This is a genomic window from Pseudomonas sp. UV AK001, assembly GCF_046097675.1.
GTDB lineage: Bacteria > Pseudomonadota > Gammaproteobacteria > Pseudomonadales > Pseudomonadaceae > Aquipseudomonas > Aquipseudomonas kribbensis.
The window spans coordinates 301,844-317,904 of the sequence record NZ_JBJUVZ010000001.1 but is presented as its reverse complement, the minus strand read 5'-3'; the positions used below and the strand labels follow the sequence as shown (position 1 = coordinate 317,904).

At 62.4% G+C, this 16,061-nt stretch carries 15 protein-coding genes; 5 read left to right on the top strand and 10 right to left on the bottom strand.

The annotated features are described in order from the left end of the window. Positions 1–24: 24 nt before the first annotated feature. Together ACKLNA_RS01455 and ACKLNA_RS01450 are read right to left on the bottom strand one after the other, a co-directional pair. Complete coding sequence (locus ACKLNA_RS01455; RefSeq protein ID WP_408984634.1) at positions 25–1,359, bottom strand: hypothetical protein; 1,335 nt, start codon at positions 1,357–1,359, stop codon at positions 25–27. After that, positions 1,356–2,918 carry an amino acid adenylation domain-containing protein gene (locus ACKLNA_RS01450; protein WP_408985541.1) on the bottom strand — a complete coding sequence of 521 codons (1,563 nt, stop codon included), beginning with the start codon at positions 2,916–2,918 and terminating at the stop codon, positions 1,356–1,358. The genes ACKLNA_RS01455 and ACKLNA_RS01450 overlap by 4 nt, the downstream gene beginning before the upstream one ends. A 273-nt stretch (positions 2,919–3,191) precedes the next feature. On the opposite strand from ACKLNA_RS01450, the gene ACKLNA_RS01445 reads away from it, so the two are divergent. Then, the gene (locus ACKLNA_RS01445) at positions 3,192–3,698 is read left to right on the top strand and encodes an RNA polymerase sigma factor (protein WP_408984633.1); all 507 of its coding nucleotides are present in this window, start codon (positions 3,192–3,194) and stop codon (positions 3,696–3,698) included. Next, positions 3,695–4,447 (top strand): anti-sigma factor family protein, encoded by a 753-nt coding sequence (locus ACKLNA_RS01440; RefSeq protein ID WP_408984632.1) that lies wholly within the window; start codon positions 3,695–3,697, stop codon positions 4,445–4,447. The genes ACKLNA_RS01445 and ACKLNA_RS01440 overlap by 4 nt, the downstream gene beginning before the upstream one ends. 5 nt (positions 4,448–4,452) lie before the next feature. On the opposite strand, the gene ACKLNA_RS01435 is transcribed toward ACKLNA_RS01440, so the two are convergent. The 7 genes from ACKLNA_RS01435 to ACKLNA_RS01405 form a co-directional block, all read right to left on the bottom strand. Then, entirely contained in the window at positions 4,453–5,424 is a 972-nt protein-coding gene (locus tag ACKLNA_RS01435; RefSeq protein WP_408984631.1) for a spore coat protein U domain-containing protein, read from the bottom strand. Next, on the bottom strand, positions 5,421–7,778 hold the full coding sequence (locus ACKLNA_RS01430; RefSeq protein ID WP_408984630.1) for a fimbria/pilus outer membrane usher protein: 2,358 nt from the start codon (positions 7,776–7,778) through the stop codon (positions 5,421–5,423). The genes ACKLNA_RS01435 and ACKLNA_RS01430 overlap by 4 nt, the downstream gene beginning before the upstream one ends. A 108-nt stretch (positions 7,779–7,886) precedes the next feature. Next, positions 7,887–8,669, bottom strand: coding sequence for a molecular chaperone (locus ACKLNA_RS01425; protein ID WP_408984629.1), 783 nt, complete (start codon positions 8,667–8,669; stop codon positions 7,887–7,889). 23 nt (positions 8,670–8,692) lie between these two features. Continuing rightward, positions 8,693–9,193 carry a spore coat U domain-containing protein gene (locus tag ACKLNA_RS01420; RefSeq protein WP_408984628.1) on the bottom strand — a complete coding sequence of 167 codons (501 nt, stop codon included), beginning with the start codon at positions 9,191–9,193 and terminating at the stop codon, positions 8,693–8,695. A 4-nt stretch (positions 9,194–9,197) separates the two neighbouring features. Then, entirely contained in the window at positions 9,198–9,734 is a 537-nt protein-coding gene (locus ACKLNA_RS01415; protein WP_114884104.1) for a spore coat protein U domain-containing protein, read from the bottom strand. 19 nt (positions 9,735–9,753) lie between these two features. Continuing rightward, complete coding sequence (locus ACKLNA_RS01410; protein ID WP_085712451.1) at positions 9,754–10,287, bottom strand: spore coat U domain-containing protein; 534 nt, start codon at positions 10,285–10,287, stop codon at positions 9,754–9,756. Positions 10,288–10,359: 72 nt separating this feature from the next. Beyond that, positions 10,360–10,881 carry a spore coat U domain-containing protein gene (locus ACKLNA_RS01405; protein ID WP_408984627.1) on the bottom strand — a complete coding sequence of 174 codons (522 nt, stop codon included), beginning with the start codon at positions 10,879–10,881 and terminating at the stop codon, positions 10,360–10,362. Between the two features lie 285 nt (positions 10,882–11,166). On the opposite strand from ACKLNA_RS01405, the gene zapE reads away from it, so the two are divergent. Together zapE and ACKLNA_RS01395 are read left to right on the top strand one after the other, a co-directional pair. Beyond that, the gene (gene zapE / locus ACKLNA_RS01400; RefSeq protein ID WP_408984626.1) at positions 11,167–12,297 is read left to right on the top strand and encodes a cell division protein ZapE; all 1,131 of its coding nucleotides are present in this window, start codon (positions 11,167–11,169) and stop codon (positions 12,295–12,297) included. A 63-nt stretch (positions 12,298–12,360) separates the two neighbouring features. After that, a complete protein-coding gene (locus ACKLNA_RS01395; RefSeq protein ID WP_408984625.1) occupies positions 12,361–13,674 on the top strand; it encodes a leucine-rich repeat-containing protein kinase family protein in 1,314 nt (437 codons plus the stop codon). Positions 13,675–13,730: 56 nt separating this feature from the next. Here the strand turns inward: ACKLNA_RS01395 and ACKLNA_RS01390 are convergent, their stop codons facing one another. After that, the gene (locus ACKLNA_RS01390) at positions 13,731–14,435 is read right to left on the bottom strand and encodes a YebC/PmpR family DNA-binding transcriptional regulator (protein WP_085712455.1); all 705 of its coding nucleotides are present in this window, start codon (positions 14,433–14,435) and stop codon (positions 13,731–13,733) included. 219 nt (positions 14,436–14,654) lie between these two features. Here ACKLNA_RS01390 and ACKLNA_RS01385 point away from each other — a divergent pair, with 219 nt between their 5' ends. Then, the gene (locus tag ACKLNA_RS01385) at positions 14,655–16,061 is read left to right on the top strand and encodes a type VI secretion system Vgr family protein (protein ID WP_408984624.1); all 1,407 of its coding nucleotides are present in this window, start codon (positions 14,655–14,657) and stop codon (positions 16,059–16,061) included.

Here is a 16,061-nt window from a genome sequence, read left to right as displayed (position 1 = left end):
GGAAGGAAAACGGTAATACGCCCGTCAGGAATCCCAGATCGCGCCGTAGGCCGGAATGCCCCGCCCCTCCATTTCCTTGACCACACGCTCCGTCAACGTCTGGTTGGAAATGCAAATTACCGCCTCTGCGCCGTGGCTTTGAACCGCCGAGTAAGCCAGCGTCACCAGGTCTGGCTTGCCCAACAGATCGGTGTCCCAGATATGGGCATCGGGTTGGGCCTGAAGAATTTCATCGACCAGCGCATCGCCGTAGGTCTTTCGCGGACTGCGGGTCGACCAGATCAGATGAATGGGTACCTGCTTCGCTAAAAGATGCGGCAGCACCGGGCCGATCCCGCTGCCGGTGGCGACATAAACCACTGACTTGAACAGGGTTTCGATACGGGCGACCCCGGCGGTGGTGATGCCCTTGACCCAGACATGGGTTGGCGGTTGCTCGATCAGTTCGCCTGTCCAGTCACCCGCCCGGGAAATGATCAAACGAAAACCGCGCTCGCCTGGTGCAGGAATGTTGGCAAAGGAATGCCATTCCCACAGCGGATTGCGACTGATCGCGGTGGAGGATCCGGCGAACGGCGTATGGTGATCGAAGCGGGCAATGACCGCGTGTGACGAGGGTTTGACCAACGTCACCGGCACCCTGCGCAGACGCAGCCAGGGCAACGCGATGCTGAGCGTCAGCACCGGCAGCATCCAGAACGACACCGACGTCAGCAACACCTGTGTCAGATCCATCGCAGGATTGCGGTCCCGGGCAAACACCAGCGTCATGGCCCAGAACAGCAGCAAGGCAGCCCAACCGGCAAAACGGTGTGTACGTTCAAAACCGTTGTGAAAGCGCGAACGAATCCCTGGCATCGCCATGATCGCCATCAGCAACAACAACCCCAGCAACGTGCCGCTGATCGCCAACAGCGTCAGCGAAACCCCACCTACGCCTTCGATCCGTTGCCAGACCAGCGAGCCGAACAACGCGATAAACCAGGCAATCGCCACCATCGCGCCACCACTGTGCAAACCACCAAAGTGATAGACCTTGGCCAGAGACCGACGAATCGCCAAAGGCCAGGTCGTGGGCGCACGAGTGGCCAGCCAGAACAACACGTTGATCAGGTATTGCTGACGAACCAGAATCGCCATCGACAGGTTGAACAACACCAGCTGCGATAGCGCTTCCAGATCGCTTCCCGACGCTGACCACCACTGTCCGGCAGTCAATCCATGCCCGAGCGCAGCGAAATTGCAGATCAGCACAAGCGCGACCAGTCGGTTGTAATGGGAAAACAGCGGCAGCGTGCCCAAACGTCGCCATAATGCACGCGGCTCGGGCAAAGTGACGCCTGTGTCCAGGCCACTCATTGCACCGCCTCCTGTTCGGCGGCGACACGCTGTGCGTGGTGCGTCTGCGCTCGCTCGAGCAACAGCCGTTTGTCGACCTTGCCCCGCGAGGTCAGTGGAATTTCATCGACCGGCAGAATCATCGAAGGAACGCAGTAATAGGCCAGACGCTCTTCGCAACGGCGTCGTGCCGCATCGACATCCGTGGAAGCGGGATAGACAAAAGCCACCAGATTGCGGTTATCGAACTTCAATGTGACGGCGCGCTCACAACCCGGTGTCGACTCCAGTGCGGCCGACACCGAATCCAGCTCGACCCGAAAGCCCCTGACTTTCACCTGATCATCCACACGTCCCAGGTGCTCCAGTTCGCCCTCATCGGTCCAGCGCCCCAGATCGCGGGTGCGAAACATCATGCGTCCCTGCCCCAGAAATGGATCGAGACGATAGCGTTCGGCAGTCAGTGCGGGGTTGCCCAGATAGCCAGCCGTCACGCAATCGCCACCGGCCCACATCTCGCCCTGCTCGCCCGGCCCGCACAATTGCCCCGCTTCATCCAGCACATAAACCGTGTTGTTCGGCGTCGGTTTGCCGATCGTCAGCCGGCCCGTGCCTTTGTAATGCTGCAGGGTGTTGATGATGGTGGTTTCGGTGGGCCCACAGGCGTTGTAAAAATTGCAAAAGGACGCCCAGCGATCAGCCAACGGCTGCGGACAGGGTTCGCCTGCAAGGGCTACCACCTTCACCTGACTGCAGCGCGCGGGGTCCAGCGTGGCGAGAATCGATGGCGTTGCGATCAATACATCGCATTGCTCGGCCGTCTCGGCGATGTCCTTGCCGCGAATCATCAGTGTTGCGCCATGAGCCAGGCAGCCCAGAACTTCCCAGGCCGCCATGTCGAAAGCGATGTTGAGGATCTGGCCGACTTTCAAACCTGGCCGCATACCGAGATTGCCGGGAGCGGTCAGCAGAATATTGCAGACATTGCGTTGGGTAACCCTGACGCCATTGGGTTGCCCGGTCGTGCCGGACGTGAACAACACAAAGCACAGCGCATCCTCGGACGGCGCGCCACTCCCCACGTTCAAGTCATCGGCGATCGAACCTGGCGAATCGATGAACGCGTCCAGATGAATGCAGTGCTGCCCCGCCGTCAGGGGAATGGCAGGCGCCAGTGTGGAAAGCGTCAGCACCACCCGCGTCGAAGCGACTTCCATGATGTGGCGCAATTGAGTCGCAGGCGTTATGCCAACATGCTGGGGAATATAGGCGGCCCCTACCTTCAATGCGGCAAGCATGCCCACCAGCATCGGGATAGACCGCTCGACAAACAGGGCGACATGATCACCGGGCATCACGCCATGAGCCTTCAGCACTGTCGCCAGCCGGTTGGCCTGGCGGTTCAGTTCACCGTACGAGAGTGTTTGCCCCTGAAAACATGCGGCCAGATTCTGCGGATTTGCCGCAGCCTGCTCTTCGATTGCGCGATGGATCAACGAGAATCCAGGTTCGACCACCGGACCGCATCCGAACTGACGCCACGCATCAGATTCGACAGGCGATGTGAACGGGGTACCCATTGCGATTGCATGCATCTCAAACATCCCTATTGCTCAAATTGTCGTTCCAGCCAAATCAGCCACCCGCCGCCGTCAGGCTGCTTCGGTGGTTGTTTGCGCTTGTCGGACGGGTTGAGCCGGGGAATTTGAATCCATTACACGGACTACAAGATGCGGTGAGTTTTCCTACGTAGCGGGTTATAAAATCTTTCAGCCCGCGGGATGGAATAAGCTGTGTCGAGAGGCGTCTTTCTTTATGACTACCGCGCTTCTGAGCCAGAGCATGCCCCTGCCATGAACACACTCGACGAACAACTTCGCGAAGTGATCCCCCGATTGCGGCGCTTTGCCGTGTCGTTGACGCGCAACACCAGCAGCGCCGACGACCTGGTCCAGGCCAGCCTTGAACGTGCCCTCTCCAGTTGGGGTGACAAGCGCGCCGAGGGCGATCTGCGCGCGTGGCTGTTTTCGATCCTGTACCGCCAGTTCCTCGATGCGCACCGGCGTTCCCGGCGCTACGCGCGGATGCTCGAATTCTTCACCGGTCGCGATGACGCCGAGCCCTCGGTGGAACGCACTGTCATTGCCCGATCGACCCTGCAAGCCTTCGATCGCCTGCCCACCGAACAGCGCGCCCTGTTGCTGATGGTGTCGGTGGAAGGCTTGACCTATAAGGAGGTCGCCGAGATTCTCGACGTCCCCACCGGCACCGTGATGTCGCGCCTGTCCCGCGCCCGCCAGGCTTTGCGCCAGCTCAGCGACGGCGAAATCAGCAGCCCTTCCTTGCGGATACTCAAATGATCAGCCTGCCCCCCAGCGAGCGTGATTTACACGCCTACATCGACCACCAGCTCAGCGACGCCGACCGGCGTGTGCTGGAAAACTGGCTGGCCAGCCACCCGGAAGACGCCGCGTTGATCCGCGCCTGGCAACAGGATGCCCAGCACCTGCGCGCGGCCCTCGGTGGCGCCTTGCAACAACCGGCCAACCCGGATCTGGACCCGGCGTTGATCCGCCAGCGGCTCAAGCATCGATCACACCGACGCTGGGCCAGCGCGGCCGTGTTGCTGATAGCGGTCAGCCTCGGCGGTGTCAGTGGCTGGCAGGCCCGGGAAATGACCCTCGTGCGCTCGATTGCGCCGATGAGCGATGCCCTGCAGGCGTACCGCCTGATCGCTCAGCAAGGGATTCTGCCGGCGGACTACAAGGACGGCGGCGCAGGTGACATGCAGCGTTGGCTCGACCGCTACTTCACGCAGGCCAACCGTCTGCCGGACCTGACGGCAGCCGGGTTTCAACCGGTCAGCGGCCGCCTGCTGAGTACCGATGAAGGCCCGGCAGCGATGGTCATGTATGAGGATCAAACCGGGCACAAGGTCAGTTTCTACGTGCGCCCGCCGGGGCCGAAAAACACCTTCCTGCCACGGGGTAGCCGACGTGACGGGGATCTGCAGGCCGAGTACTGGTCCGGCGACGGTTACAACTATGCAATGGTCAGCCCGACCGACACCCCGGCGGCGCCGTTGCTCCAGCACACCGAGCGCTTCTGACCGGTTCAGAACCCGACATCCAGCACCACATTGTCCAGATAGGTGCCGGCGGGCGGCGTGGTCTGGTCGGTGTAGATCTTCGCGTTGTAATTGAAGATCTGGCTGCCGGTGCCCAGGCCGTTGCCGGGATTGACCTCGGCATCGGTGCTGGCCCGACGCGCCGCGCCGACACTGCCCCAGCGGGTGGTGCCGGCGCTTTTGAAAATGTCGTAGGCCAGATAGTTACTGCCGGAAATCATTCGCCGTCGGCCACCGACACTGATCGCGTTCTGCCCGTCGCCCAAACCCACGGTGTAGGCGCTGCCCTTGGTACAGGCCAGATTGATGGTCTGCCCGGTCACCGGGGTAAACGCACTGATCACCGGTGCGCTGCCGAAAGCGATGTTGGGCGCGGTGATGGTGCAATCGTTGGACACGGTCAGGTTGACCGTCAGCGTCGTGGTGCCGCTGTTGATGTCGCGACCCAGGCAGAGTCCCCCGACCCCGATGCCCGAACAGTAATTCCAGTTCCAGAAAATGCTCAGGGTTTCGGTGTACACCCCGGCTGCCACATTGCTGCCAATCGTGGTGCCGAGGTACAGCGGCACGGTTTTCGGCACCGTGCCGCCTAGCAATCCCAGCGCATCGATAATGCCGTTGCGGGCGAAGTCATAAGCCGTGCCCCGGGTCAGCGGGTAACTGGTGCTGTTGTTGGCGTAGATCGTGTAGCCGATGACATCTCCAGTGGGCCCGAGCAAGCCGCTCTGGGTGGAGGTCACCGTGGCCCAGAAGTGATCGTTGTTGGCCAGCAGCGACAACAGCGACCCCGTACAGCTCAAACCACCGTTCAGCGTGGAACTGGGTTGCGACGTGGTGCGAACCGCAATCGAACTGATCGTGCCGAACCCGGCCGGTGTGGTGGTGACCACCGAACACAGCGCCTGCGCTGCCCCCGGCAACATCAGTGCCAGCCACAGACAGAGCCGTACCCACGTCATTGGCACACCAATGGCCCGATCAGTGGAATCTGATCCTGTTGCAGGTCAACTTTGAACTGCGCCTGGCAGGTCTTGCCATCTGCCAGGGTCACCCGCAGCGAATTCTGCGCCTGCAGGTTTTCCAGATAGACCAGTCCGTCCCAGCCCACCACCGTGCGCGTGCCACTTTCCTCATGCAGCACGCCACTGCCGAGCGGCAACTCCTGCTGCTGCGCATCCACCAGCACGATGCTCGCGGCAATTACCCGGCTCAGCGGAAATTCCAGCAGATAACCGCTGCCACGGCGCACGGCAATGCGCTGTTCGACATTCGGGCTGCGCACGTTGGCCGGCAGGTTCAATGGATCGATTTCATATTTGCCACGGTAGTAGGCGCTGCTCCACGGCACCAGCAAATGGCCGTTGCGGTCGGTCTGGCCTACCTGCTGGTTCTCGTAATGCACCGGCACATCCGCGTAACCATCGGTGCTGACCACGACGAAGGCATCATCGATGCGATTGGCCGTGAACACTTGGTGATCCATCCACACCAGCGAACCGCTGGCATCGGCCCAACGGGTTTCGGCGTCCGAAGTGCCGTAGACACCGGCCTGCAATTGCACCGATTGCAGTCGCCACGTCACGTCAGCCTGCCGGTAATCAGGACCGTCGCCGTTGGCATAACCGAGGTTGAAGCCCACCCCACCCTCGGACGGTACGGCGCGGCTGTAGTTGACGCGTTGTTGAGTCTGCCCGGTCTTGCTGCGTTCGCTGCTGATGGCGAGGCTGCCGCGCAGGTCGAAGGGGATCACCAGTTGCGCCTGCACCGCCCAGTTGGCATCGCCGATTTCGCGGTTGGCCGACAGGTAGAAACTGCTGTTGCGCCACAAGGGTTTGCTCCAGCTCAGGTTGAGCAACCGCGTGCGGGAATCGTCCGCCGCCCGGATATCGAAATAGCCGACACCCAGACTGCCCCAGCGCTCAAGGTTGAGGCTCAAGGTCGCCTGCTCGCTGCGCTTGCTGAGGCTGGTGTAAGGACTGTCGACCACCGTGAGGTCGGCGTACTGGTCACGCCGCTGCAGCCGTTGCCAGGAAAAGCTGAAACGCTGGGCGCTGTACTGATAACCGAGGCTGTATTGCTGACCGCCCTCACCATCGAAACGGCTCTGGCTGATCGCACTGTTGAGCACCCCGAAATTGCCCAGCCGCAGATTGCCGCCGAGCCCGCCGAGGGTCAGTGAATCGGCCGCTTCTGCGTGGCTTTCCAGCGTGAAGCTGTCGCTGATGCCATAACGCAGGCTGCCCGAAGTCACGCCCGGCCCGTAACTGAAGTCCTTCAGCCCGTAATCCCGGCGCAGCGTACCGGCGCTGATCGAGAAATCGCTCAAGCCCTTCTGCAACAGGCTGCTGGTGACATAGAACGGCACGGTGGTCGACACCTGTCGGCCCAGTGCATCGGTGGTCACCACCACGGCTTCGCCCGCACCGTTGATGAAGGGGATGTTGGTCAGGGTGTACGGCCCCGGTTGCAAATCGGTGCTGCTGGACTTGTAGCCGTTGATGAACAGATCCACCGAGGACGGCACTGCCGCCTCACCGGCGAATTGCGGCAGCGGATAAGTCACCAGATCCGGACGCACCGCAAAATCCCGGGAGAACTGCACGCCCCCCAGACGCACCGAACTGCTCCACGGCAAGGCGCCGCTGACCACGTCCCCCGCCTCGTAGCTCAGCATCCGCTCGTCGTCGGAGTAACGCCATGTGGTGTCGTAGCGCAGATAGCCATTGTTCAGCGTACTGACCGAATCCCCCGACAAGGTGCGCCGGTACTGCCCGGTGTTGGACAGCGTGCCCCAGCTGTCGAACACCCGCACCTCGTTCCACGCCGCCAGATAAGTCCCCGCGTCGTCGGTGTCGTTGAGGTACAGGTCATAGTTGAACAGAGCGCCGAAACTGCTTAGCGCCGGGGTACGTGGATAGACCTGACGATTGCCGATGAACTGCTCCGGCAGCCAGTCCGGCGGCACGTCGAGCAGCAATCGCTGGCCGACGCTGTCGTAGTCGCTGTGCAGCCCCGGCAGACCGTCGAGATCGACTTCGGTGCCGGCACTTTCGGGCAGTGTCATGCCGGTGTCGCGCAACACGCTGGCCGGCAGGAACAGCCGCCCGCCGCGCTGTTCCACCGCCACTACGCGTCCGGTATTCATCTGGTTGACCACCAGTTCCAGAAACAACTGTGCATCGCTGACGGCCTCCATGCCGCTGGGAGGCGGCGGCAGTTCGCCGGCCCCGGATGGATGAATGAACATCAGGCAACACGCGCCGGTGACAAGCCACAACGGACGCTGAATACGGCGAGCCCATCCCGGGCTCATTAGCGTGCTTCGTCCGTCAATGGACTGGTTCCTCCTGAAACCGCTGCTGCCCGCCGGCCAATCGCTTGCCCGGCGGCCCCGCACTACCCGGCCCGCAGGCCGAAATCCTTACTTCGCCGGAGCGATGCTCTGCACCTGTGCCGCGCCATTGATCCGACCGGCCAGCTCTCCCGTTGTTGATCCCGGCGCCGGCCAGCGCATGACCGCGCCAGGCAACACATAACCCAACAGACCCTCCGCCAACGGCTTGCTCTGCCCGCCCTGCTTGAGCGCGACATCGGTCAGCCGCGCATGCACCGCGCCCTGGTTGCGCACTTCCACATAGGGTTTGCCGTCGACCGAGACCGTGCGCCAGCTCAGTTGCGGCAGGCCGATGCCCTTGGGATCACGCTGCCGGGTCGTGTCTTCCTTGCTCCACAGGCCGGCACCGTAAGCAAACAGGGGCACCGAATAGCGCATCTGGAAGCGAATGGCCGCAGCCGTCTTTCCTGCATCAGCGACAGGCGGCTGCGCCGAAGGAATCTCGTCGATGATGATCCGGTAAGCCAGTTCCTGACCGGGCGGCACCTCTTTGGTCCGGGTCAGGCGCACCAGTTGTTTCTGCCCCGGCTCAATCTTCGCCACGGGCGGACTGCCGATCACGTCACGCTGGTTCTGGTATTGCTCCTGGTAACCGTTCTGGCTCCAGCCAAACACGCGAATCTGCAGATTCGCGGTTTCACTGCCACGATTTTCCAGCCATAACGCGCTGGCCTGCTGATCGGCTTCGAGCACCGGATCGATGGGCCAGATCAGCACAGAACTGGCCGCCTGAGCCTTGACCGCTCCGAGTGAAGCCAACACCAGCATTGCGCAACCCGCCCGTAACAGCCGTGACGAGACAACCCCCATAAACCCGCTCCTTGTGCCATTCATCACCACGACAGTTGCACCTGCAACACGTCGCTGTACGTCCCCCCGGGCTGATTGCCCGGCAATTGCACCTGACCGTAGATCGGCAGGCTGATGTTGTTCGCATCGCTATAGGCCACCGCCACGCTTTGCCCGATGCCCAGGCTCTGGCTGTAGGCCGCATCGCGAAACAGCGCATAGGCCACCTTCGCGCTGCCACCACTGATCTGCATCCGGCGCCCGCCGCTGTTGTACTGACCGCCATCTACCGTCATGTTCAGCGTCACCCCCGGCGTACATTGCAACTGCACGCCGCCGGTCAATGCCACTTGCACCGTGCCGGTAGCCAGGGCCGAGCGCGATCCGAAGTTCAACCCGCCATAGTTCGATACGCCCCCCACCACCAGGCAGCCCGGGGTGATCGTCGCGCTGACCTGAAAGCTCTGGCTGGTCACCGCCGCCAGCGGCAACGGCACAGCCCCCGCACACAACAGAAGCAGCGCCGCACAACCATGCCGGCCCATGGCACTAGAACGTCAGTTCAACGGAAATCGTGTCGGTGTAAGTACCCGCCGGCAGGCCGGCCTTGCCCACCGCCTGACCATAGATGTTCACCGTTTGCGCCACACCGGTGCTGGCGGCGAGGTTGATCACGCCGTCGATGGCCAGCAATTGCGAGTGCCCGGCATCGGTGTACAAGTCGTAGGGCACGTAGTTGGCAACACCGTCGTAAAGCGCGCGGGTACCGCCGGGCGACAACCCGTCGTGGGCGCCGGCCCGCACCTTGACCGACGGCGTGGTGCCGGCCGAGCAGAGAATCGACAACGCCCCGCCACCGCCGCCCAGCACCTGCCCGGTCGCGGTGGTGAACAGGCTGTTGGCGGTACCGAAGTTCAGGGCACCGAAGTTCAGCCCGGTGGAACCGCCCGAACCGTTGACCTGGCAACTGCTGATCAGGATCAGGCTGGACGTGATCTGACCGGTGACCGTGGTAGCGGCATTGACGCTGGTGGCCAGCGTCAGGCCGAGCAACGACAAACCTATCCTTGATGCAATCGTACCCATGGTGTCCTTCCTCTACGGTTTACCAATCGAGCGTCACCGTCAGGGTGTCGGTATAGACACCGGCCGGTACCGCACGGGTGTTCGCCACCACCGAGCCAAATACCGGAATCGGTATCTGCGCGCCGCTGGTGACAGCGAAATTGTGTTGCTGGCCGATGCTGTAGCTCTGGCTGCCCGACGCATCGAGAAACAGTTGATAGGGGATGGTCTGGCGGCCATTGCTCAGGCGACGGGTATTGCCGTCACCATGAGTGCCGCCGTCGATGCTCACGGTGAAACCGGTCACCGAAGGGTTGCAGGCCACGTTGAGCCTGCCGCTGCTGTCGTTGGCCAGGCTGGCCTTGATGGGGGCGTTCCAGGTCGGGCCCTGCTGGCCGAAATCGAGTTTGCCAAAATCGCCCACCGGGCTGGCGGGGCTGGATGTATTGGTCACTTCGCAGCCGGCGATCAGGGTCAGACGGGCGTGAATCTGCCCGTTGATGGCCGCCTGGGCATCTTCGGTGAGCAACAGCAATGCGCCTGCGGTGATGACCAGCCAGTGCTTGCCTGTCATTGCATCCCTACTCCTTCCGATCCCTGACCGCGTTCGTCATTGAACGCTCCTGCCGCACATGCTCCCGGCCGATCACCAGGTCACCGTCACCTTGACCAGATCCGAATACCGACCGGTTCTCGGCACCTCGGCCATCCGCTCTATCCGGCCGTACAGCGGCAGGTCCACCGAACCGCTGTCGGGCACCCGCCCGCTGACCGGCACGTCCACCACCAGCGGCACCCGCCGTGCGGCGTCCTGGTACAAACGGTAAGGAATGGCTTTGCCACCCGCCTCGCCCGTCATGTAGCGCACTTCGCCGGTCCCGCCATGCAGTCCGCCATCGACGCGCAGCTGATACGGCGTGTCGGGATTGCATTCCAGGCGCGGCAATCGCGCATTCATCAGCGCCGCCCCGAGTGGCCCGGCCGGATCGTCAAGGCGCGCGGCGCTGCCGAAGTCGAGCACGCCCAGTTGCTCGATGCCGGCTCCGCGCTGCTGACCGATCAACTGGCAACCGCGCTGCACATCGACCCGCACTTCGACCTGCAGGTCGGCCGCCTGCACCGGTGTTGCGAGCCCGCCCAGCAATGCCCAGACCACCCTTGCATTCACCGTCCGATCCTTGATGGCGACAGCGTCTCTGCCGTTACAGTGTTTCAGGTTAGCAACGGACGCCGATTGCGCCAGTCGATTGGATCCACTGAACGTGCGGGATATGTTTCGAAAAGTTGTCGATCCGTTACCCCATGGCACTGAAAAAACCTGTACGCGCCGCAGATTACTGTCCAGAAAGACTCTTGGCCGATAAAGCGCAGTGGAAGGCAAACTACCCATCTGGTTACACTACGCCGCCGCGCTCGGGGGGAGCCGGCCCGACGATGACGGAGTGACCTCACCGTGCCCGCCCGACCGCCCGAACGTTCGCGTCTGTCCCAGCGCCTTTCAGGGTTGCGCCGTTTGTTCGGCAAGCGAAATCTGGCCAGTGCCGGCCATTGCGCCAGCGCCCAGTCAATCCGCGATTACTTCCGGCTTAAAGCCCATGGCCAGGGCTATACCCTCAGCCACAGCCAGCAGCGGGTGATCGACTGCATGGCGCAACAGGCCGGAATGTTGTTCGGCCCTGCCGCGCAAACCCCGCCGAGTCTGTACCTGTACGGTGCCGTCGGACGCGGCAAGAGCTGGTTGCTCGACGGCTTCTTTCAGGCCTTGCCGATCCAGCAAAAACAACGCCTGCACTTCCATGAGTTCTTCGCCCGCCTGCATCAGGGCATGTTCCGGCATCGCGAACAGGACGACGCCCTCGGCGCCACCCTTGATGAATTACTGCAGGACTGCCGGGTACTGTGCTTCGACGAATTCCATGTGCATGACATCGGCGACGCGATGCTCATCACCCGGTTGTACAAGGCCTTGTTCCAGCGTGGGATCCTGTTGCTGGTGACCTCCAACTATCCGCCGGAAGGCCTGTTGCCCAACCCGCTGTATCACGCGCGGTTCAAACCGGTGATCGACCTGATCAACGCGCGCATGCAGGTCATGGAAGTCGGCGGCCCCCACGACTATCGCAGCCAGGCGCGCAATCACGCACATCAGCTGTTCACCCAGGGCCATTACGTGTGGCCGGCCACAACGGCACAACGGCTGGCGCTGGATTTGCCGCCACGGGATACCGCGCCGCAACCGATAACGGTTGGCAACCGGGTCTTGCAGGCGCGTCTGTGCGAAGGCCGCCGCGTCGGTTTCACCTTCAATGACCTGTGCGAACAGCCCACGGCCGTGATGGATTATCTGGAACTGTGCCGGCGCTTCGACCACTGGATCATCGATGAACTGCCGGAGCTGGACGAATGCTCGATCGCCATCCAGCAGCGCTTCATCAACCTGATCGACGTGCTCTACGACCAGGACAAACACCTGACGCTGCTCGGGCGCCAGCCTTTGCATGAAAGCCTGGCCGGCAACGCCATCGATCTGGCTCGCACCCGCAGCCGGCTGGGGCAATTGGCGGAAGTGCGCGAACCGGCCTGATTTGCCGTTATCATGCCGCCCATTCCCGGCGTCACGGCGCCCTCTCGATAGCGACCTTTTTACATGCACACCCTTGCTCAATTGCGCGCCGGCGAACTGTCGGGCATCACCCGGCTGGATCTGGTCGAAGGCTTGACCGAGTTCCCACAAGAGATCTTCGACCTGGCCGACACGCTGGAGGTACTTAACCTAAGCGGCAACAAACTGAGCAGCCTGCCGGACGACTTGCATCGTTTGTCCCGTCTGCGGGTGCTGTTCTGTTCCGACAACCGGTTCACCGAGTTGCCCGAGTGCCTCGGTCAGTGCCAGGCCCTGAGCATGATCGGCTTCAAGGCCAACGGGATCGTCCGAGTGTCCGGCGCTGCACTGCCACCGAAGCTGCGCTGGCTGATCCTGACCGACAACCTCATCGAAACCCTGCCCGCCGAACTGGGCGAGCGGCCGCTCCTGCAAAAGCTCATGCTTGCCGGTAACCGTCTGCGCGCGTTGCCGCCATCGCTGAGCCAGTGCCATCGGCTGGAATTGATCCGCATCGCTGCCAACCAGTTGACGGAACTGCCGCAGTGGCTGCTGACCCTGCCGAGCCTGACCTGGCTGGCCTACGCCGGCAATCCGCTGGAAACCGAAGCCGATGCCGTCGCGCTGGAAGCCACGCCGTTGATCGACTGGTCGAGCCTGCGTCTCGAACAGCGGCTGGGCGAAGGCGCGTCCGGGGTCATTTCCCGTGCGTCGTGGCAGCCGGGCGGCCAGCCTGAGCGTTCTGTGGCGGTAAAGCTCTACAAGGGCGAGATGACCAGTGACGGCTCACCGTTGCACGAGATGAACGCCTGCATCACCGCCGGGCTGCACCCGAACCTGATCCGGGTCGAGGGCCGCATCGGCAATCATCCCGAGGGCCAGCAAGGGCTGGTGATGCAACTGATCGATCCGAGCTATCGCAACCTCGCCGCGTTGCCGAGCCTGGCGTCCTGTTCGCGGGATATCTACACCGATGACTGCCGGTTCAGTGCCGATGTCGCCTTGCGCATCGCCAAGGGGATTGCGTCGGTCGCCGAGCATCTGCACGAACAAGGCATCACCCATGGCGATCTTTATGGGCACAACATCTTGTTGAACGATCAGGGCGATTGTCTGCTGGGGGATTTTGGCGCGGCATCGTTCCATGCCACCACCGACAACCTGGAAACCCGCGCGCTGCAACGCATCGAAGTGCGAGCCTTCGGCATTTTGCTGGGAGAATTGCTGGCGCGAATCGACTCGGGGCTGAGTGCGGATCGGCGTGTGCGGCTAGAGGCACTGGAACAGCGCTGCTGTCAGCCGGATGTGCTGGCGCGGCCGGGGTTCAGCGAGGTCGTGCAGCAGTTGGAAGCGTTGTAAACGCTACACCGCCATCGCGAGCGATCTCGCGATGGCGGCGTCATTGACGCAGCGGATCAGCCGGCCAGGCCGACGAACATTTCCTGCACGTCGTCGTGGTTGTCGAGGCCTTCGAGGAACGCTTCAACTTCTGCCATCTGCTCGTCGCTCAGGCCGCTGACCGGGTTCTTCGGCTGATAGCCCAGCTTGGCCGACAGCACGGTGAAGCCTTGCTCCGGCAGGGCTTTCTGCACGGCGTCGAGGTCGGTCGGATCGGTCAGGAACAGGGTCGCGCCCTCTTCGCCCGGCTCGAAGTCCTGGGCACCGGCTTCGATCGCGGCCATTTCCGGATCGGCGTCCGGGGTGTCCGGCGAGGCTTCGATCATGCCGACGTGGTTGAAGTCCCACGCTACAGAACCGGAAGCGCCCAGCTGGCCCTTGCGGAACGCCACGCGGATTTCCGCCACGGTGCGGTTGATGTTGTCGGTGACGCACTCGACGATCAACGGAACCTGGTGCGGAGCGAAACCTTCGTAAGTCACGCGATGGTACTGAACGGTCTCACCCAGCAGGCCCGCGCCTTTCTTGATCGCGCGATCCAGGGTTTCCTTGGGCATCGAGGCTTTCTTGGCCTGTTCGACCACCAGACGCAGGTGTGCGTTGGTGGCGGTATCGGCACCGTTGCGGGCAGCGATGGTGATTTCTTTCACCAGTTTGCCGAAGATCTTGCCCTTGGCGTTGGCTGCCGCTTCTTTGTGTTTAACCTTCCACTGTGCGCCCATTACTCACTCTCTTGATCTGTGGCGCCGAGACATCTATTGGCCGACGCGTGGCGCCAAGTTTATACGGCCTAAAGTCGGCAATCGACCAAAAATTCCGTCACGTGTCGACATCTTCTACGCACCTTGTAGGGCGATTCTGAAAAACCGGTTTGTCATGCCCATTTTGCACTGCGGTTTCGTAACCTCTGTGGCCCGTATTACCCGACAGAGCCCGTCCGAATGCTCAATGACAAGGAAAGTCCCTTCACGCTGACACTCACCGACGGTGGCCTGTGCCTGCCGGTACTGCGCTTCAGCGGCCACGAAGCGTTGAACCGACCCTACCGATTCGAAATTGAAGTCATTGGCCTGGCCCCGGCCCTGGCTCCCGCCAGTCTGTTGCATCGCCCGGCATTCCTGCAGTTGAGTGAAGATCATGGCCTCCACGGCACCCTTCACAGCGCCGGTTGCGAACACCGCGGCACCCACCGGATCGGTTATCAGGTGGTGCTCGTGCCAGACCTGCAGAAACTGGAGCAACAGCCCAGACGCCGGGTGTTCACCCGGTTGAGCGTGCCGGACATTCTCGAGCGGTTGCTGACAGAACATCGCCTGCCCGCGCACGGCTTCCGGTTCGATCTGACAGTGGGGTACTACCCGCCGCGCCCGTTCTGCATCCAGTACGACGAGTCGGACCTGGCGCTGCTGCATCGACTGTGCGAAGAAGAAGGCATCCACTATCACTTCGAGCACCGACCGGATGGCCATGTCGTGGTGTTTGCCGATGACAGCCTGAATCTGTCGCAGCCCCCGATACCCGTGCCCTTCAACCCGGAGAACGAGACACGTGCCCCGTCTCTCAGCACGCTGTTTCTGCGTCACGACCCCGTCACGGCGCAGGTGTCGCCCACCGTCCGAGAACGCGGGCAGCCAGGCAACGAAAATGAAGCGGCCAATCACGCGGTGACAGGCGTCATACCCCTGCGAGGACTTCCGCCAACCGGCCAACGCTACGCTGATCAGCGCAGCCGTCGACAGATGGAGCGCCAGCGCTGCCACTACCGCTGCATTGAGGGGCGCAGCGATTGCCTGCAGCTGCTCAGCGGCCGATTGCTGCAGGTCACGGATCATCCGGTTCGCGCGTTCAACGACCAATGGCTGATCACCGAGTTGCGCCATCACGGACAGCAACCATCGATTCTCGATCCGATGTCCACACCCCGTCGTTATCACAACGATTTCACTGCACAGCCCTGGTCGACGGAATATCGCCCGCCGCTGCGGCAACCGCGCCCGAGCATTCCGGGCTACCACCCGGCGCAAGTGCTGGGCTTGCCCGGGCAACCTGCGCAGCTGGACGATATGGGTCGACTCGCCGTGCGGTTATGGCCCGCGCTGACACACAATGCCGACACTGACGGCATATGGCTGACGATTGCCGTGGTCGGCACCGGTGGCCGGGTCAACAGGGAAGTGCTGCCCCGTGCCGGCAGCGAAGTGTGGGTGAGTTTTCTCGACAGTGACCCGGATCGGCCGATCCTGTGCCTGGACGTCAGCCAGCCTCGCCCGGCACGCAAAACCCGGGAACCGTCCGACAACGGCCTGTTGCTCGACTGGCTGCTCAACCGCGCCCCGCCTTCGTCCTGA

Excerpts from the sequence above, each read along its gene's own strand:
- ACKLNA_RS01385 (WP_408984624.1), top strand. The coding sequence starts at position 14,655 with ATGCTCAATGACAAGGAAAGTCCCTTCACGCTGACACTCACCGACGGT.
- ACKLNA_RS01415 (WP_114884104.1), bottom strand. The coding sequence starts at position 9,734 with ATGGGTACGATTGCATCAAGGATAGGTTTGTCGTTGCTCGGCCTGACG.
- ACKLNA_RS01395 (WP_408984625.1), top strand. The coding sequence starts at position 12,361 with ATGCACACCCTTGCTCAATTGCGCGCCGGCGAACTGTCGGGCATCACC.
- ACKLNA_RS01450 (WP_408985541.1), bottom strand. The coding sequence starts at position 2,918 with ATGGGTACCCCGTTCACATCGCCTGTCGAATCTGATGCGTGGCGTCAG.
- ACKLNA_RS01440 (WP_408984632.1), top strand. The coding sequence starts at position 3,695 with ATGATCAGCCTGCCCCCCAGCGAGCGTGATTTACACGCCTACATCGAC.
- ACKLNA_RS01455 (WP_408984634.1), bottom strand. The coding sequence starts at position 1,359 with ATGAGTGGCCTGGACACAGGCGTCACTTTGCCCGAGCCGCGTGCATTA.
- ACKLNA_RS01445 (WP_408984633.1), top strand. The coding sequence starts at position 3,192 with ATGAACACACTCGACGAACAACTTCGCGAAGTGATCCCCCGATTGCGG.
- ACKLNA_RS01390 (WP_085712455.1), bottom strand. The coding sequence starts at position 14,435 with ATGGGCGCACAGTGGAAGGTTAAACACAAAGAAGCGGCAGCCAACGCC.
- ACKLNA_RS01425 (WP_408984629.1), bottom strand. The coding sequence starts at position 8,669 with ATGGGGGTTGTCTCGTCACGGCTGTTACGGGCGGGTTGCGCAATGCTG.
- ACKLNA_RS01435 (WP_408984631.1), bottom strand. The coding sequence starts at position 5,424 with ATGACGTGGGTACGGCTCTGTCTGTGGCTGGCACTGATGTTGCCGGGG.
- ACKLNA_RS01410 (WP_085712451.1), bottom strand. The coding sequence starts at position 10,287 with ATGACAGGCAAGCACTGGCTGGTCATCACCGCAGGCGCATTGCTGTTG.
- ACKLNA_RS01430 (WP_408984630.1), bottom strand. The coding sequence starts at position 7,778 with ATGAGCCCGGGATGGGCTCGCCGTATTCAGCGTCCGTTGTGGCTTGTC.
- ACKLNA_RS01420 (WP_408984628.1), bottom strand. The coding sequence starts at position 9,193 with ATGGGCCGGCATGGTTGTGCGGCGCTGCTTCTGTTGTGTGCGGGGGCT.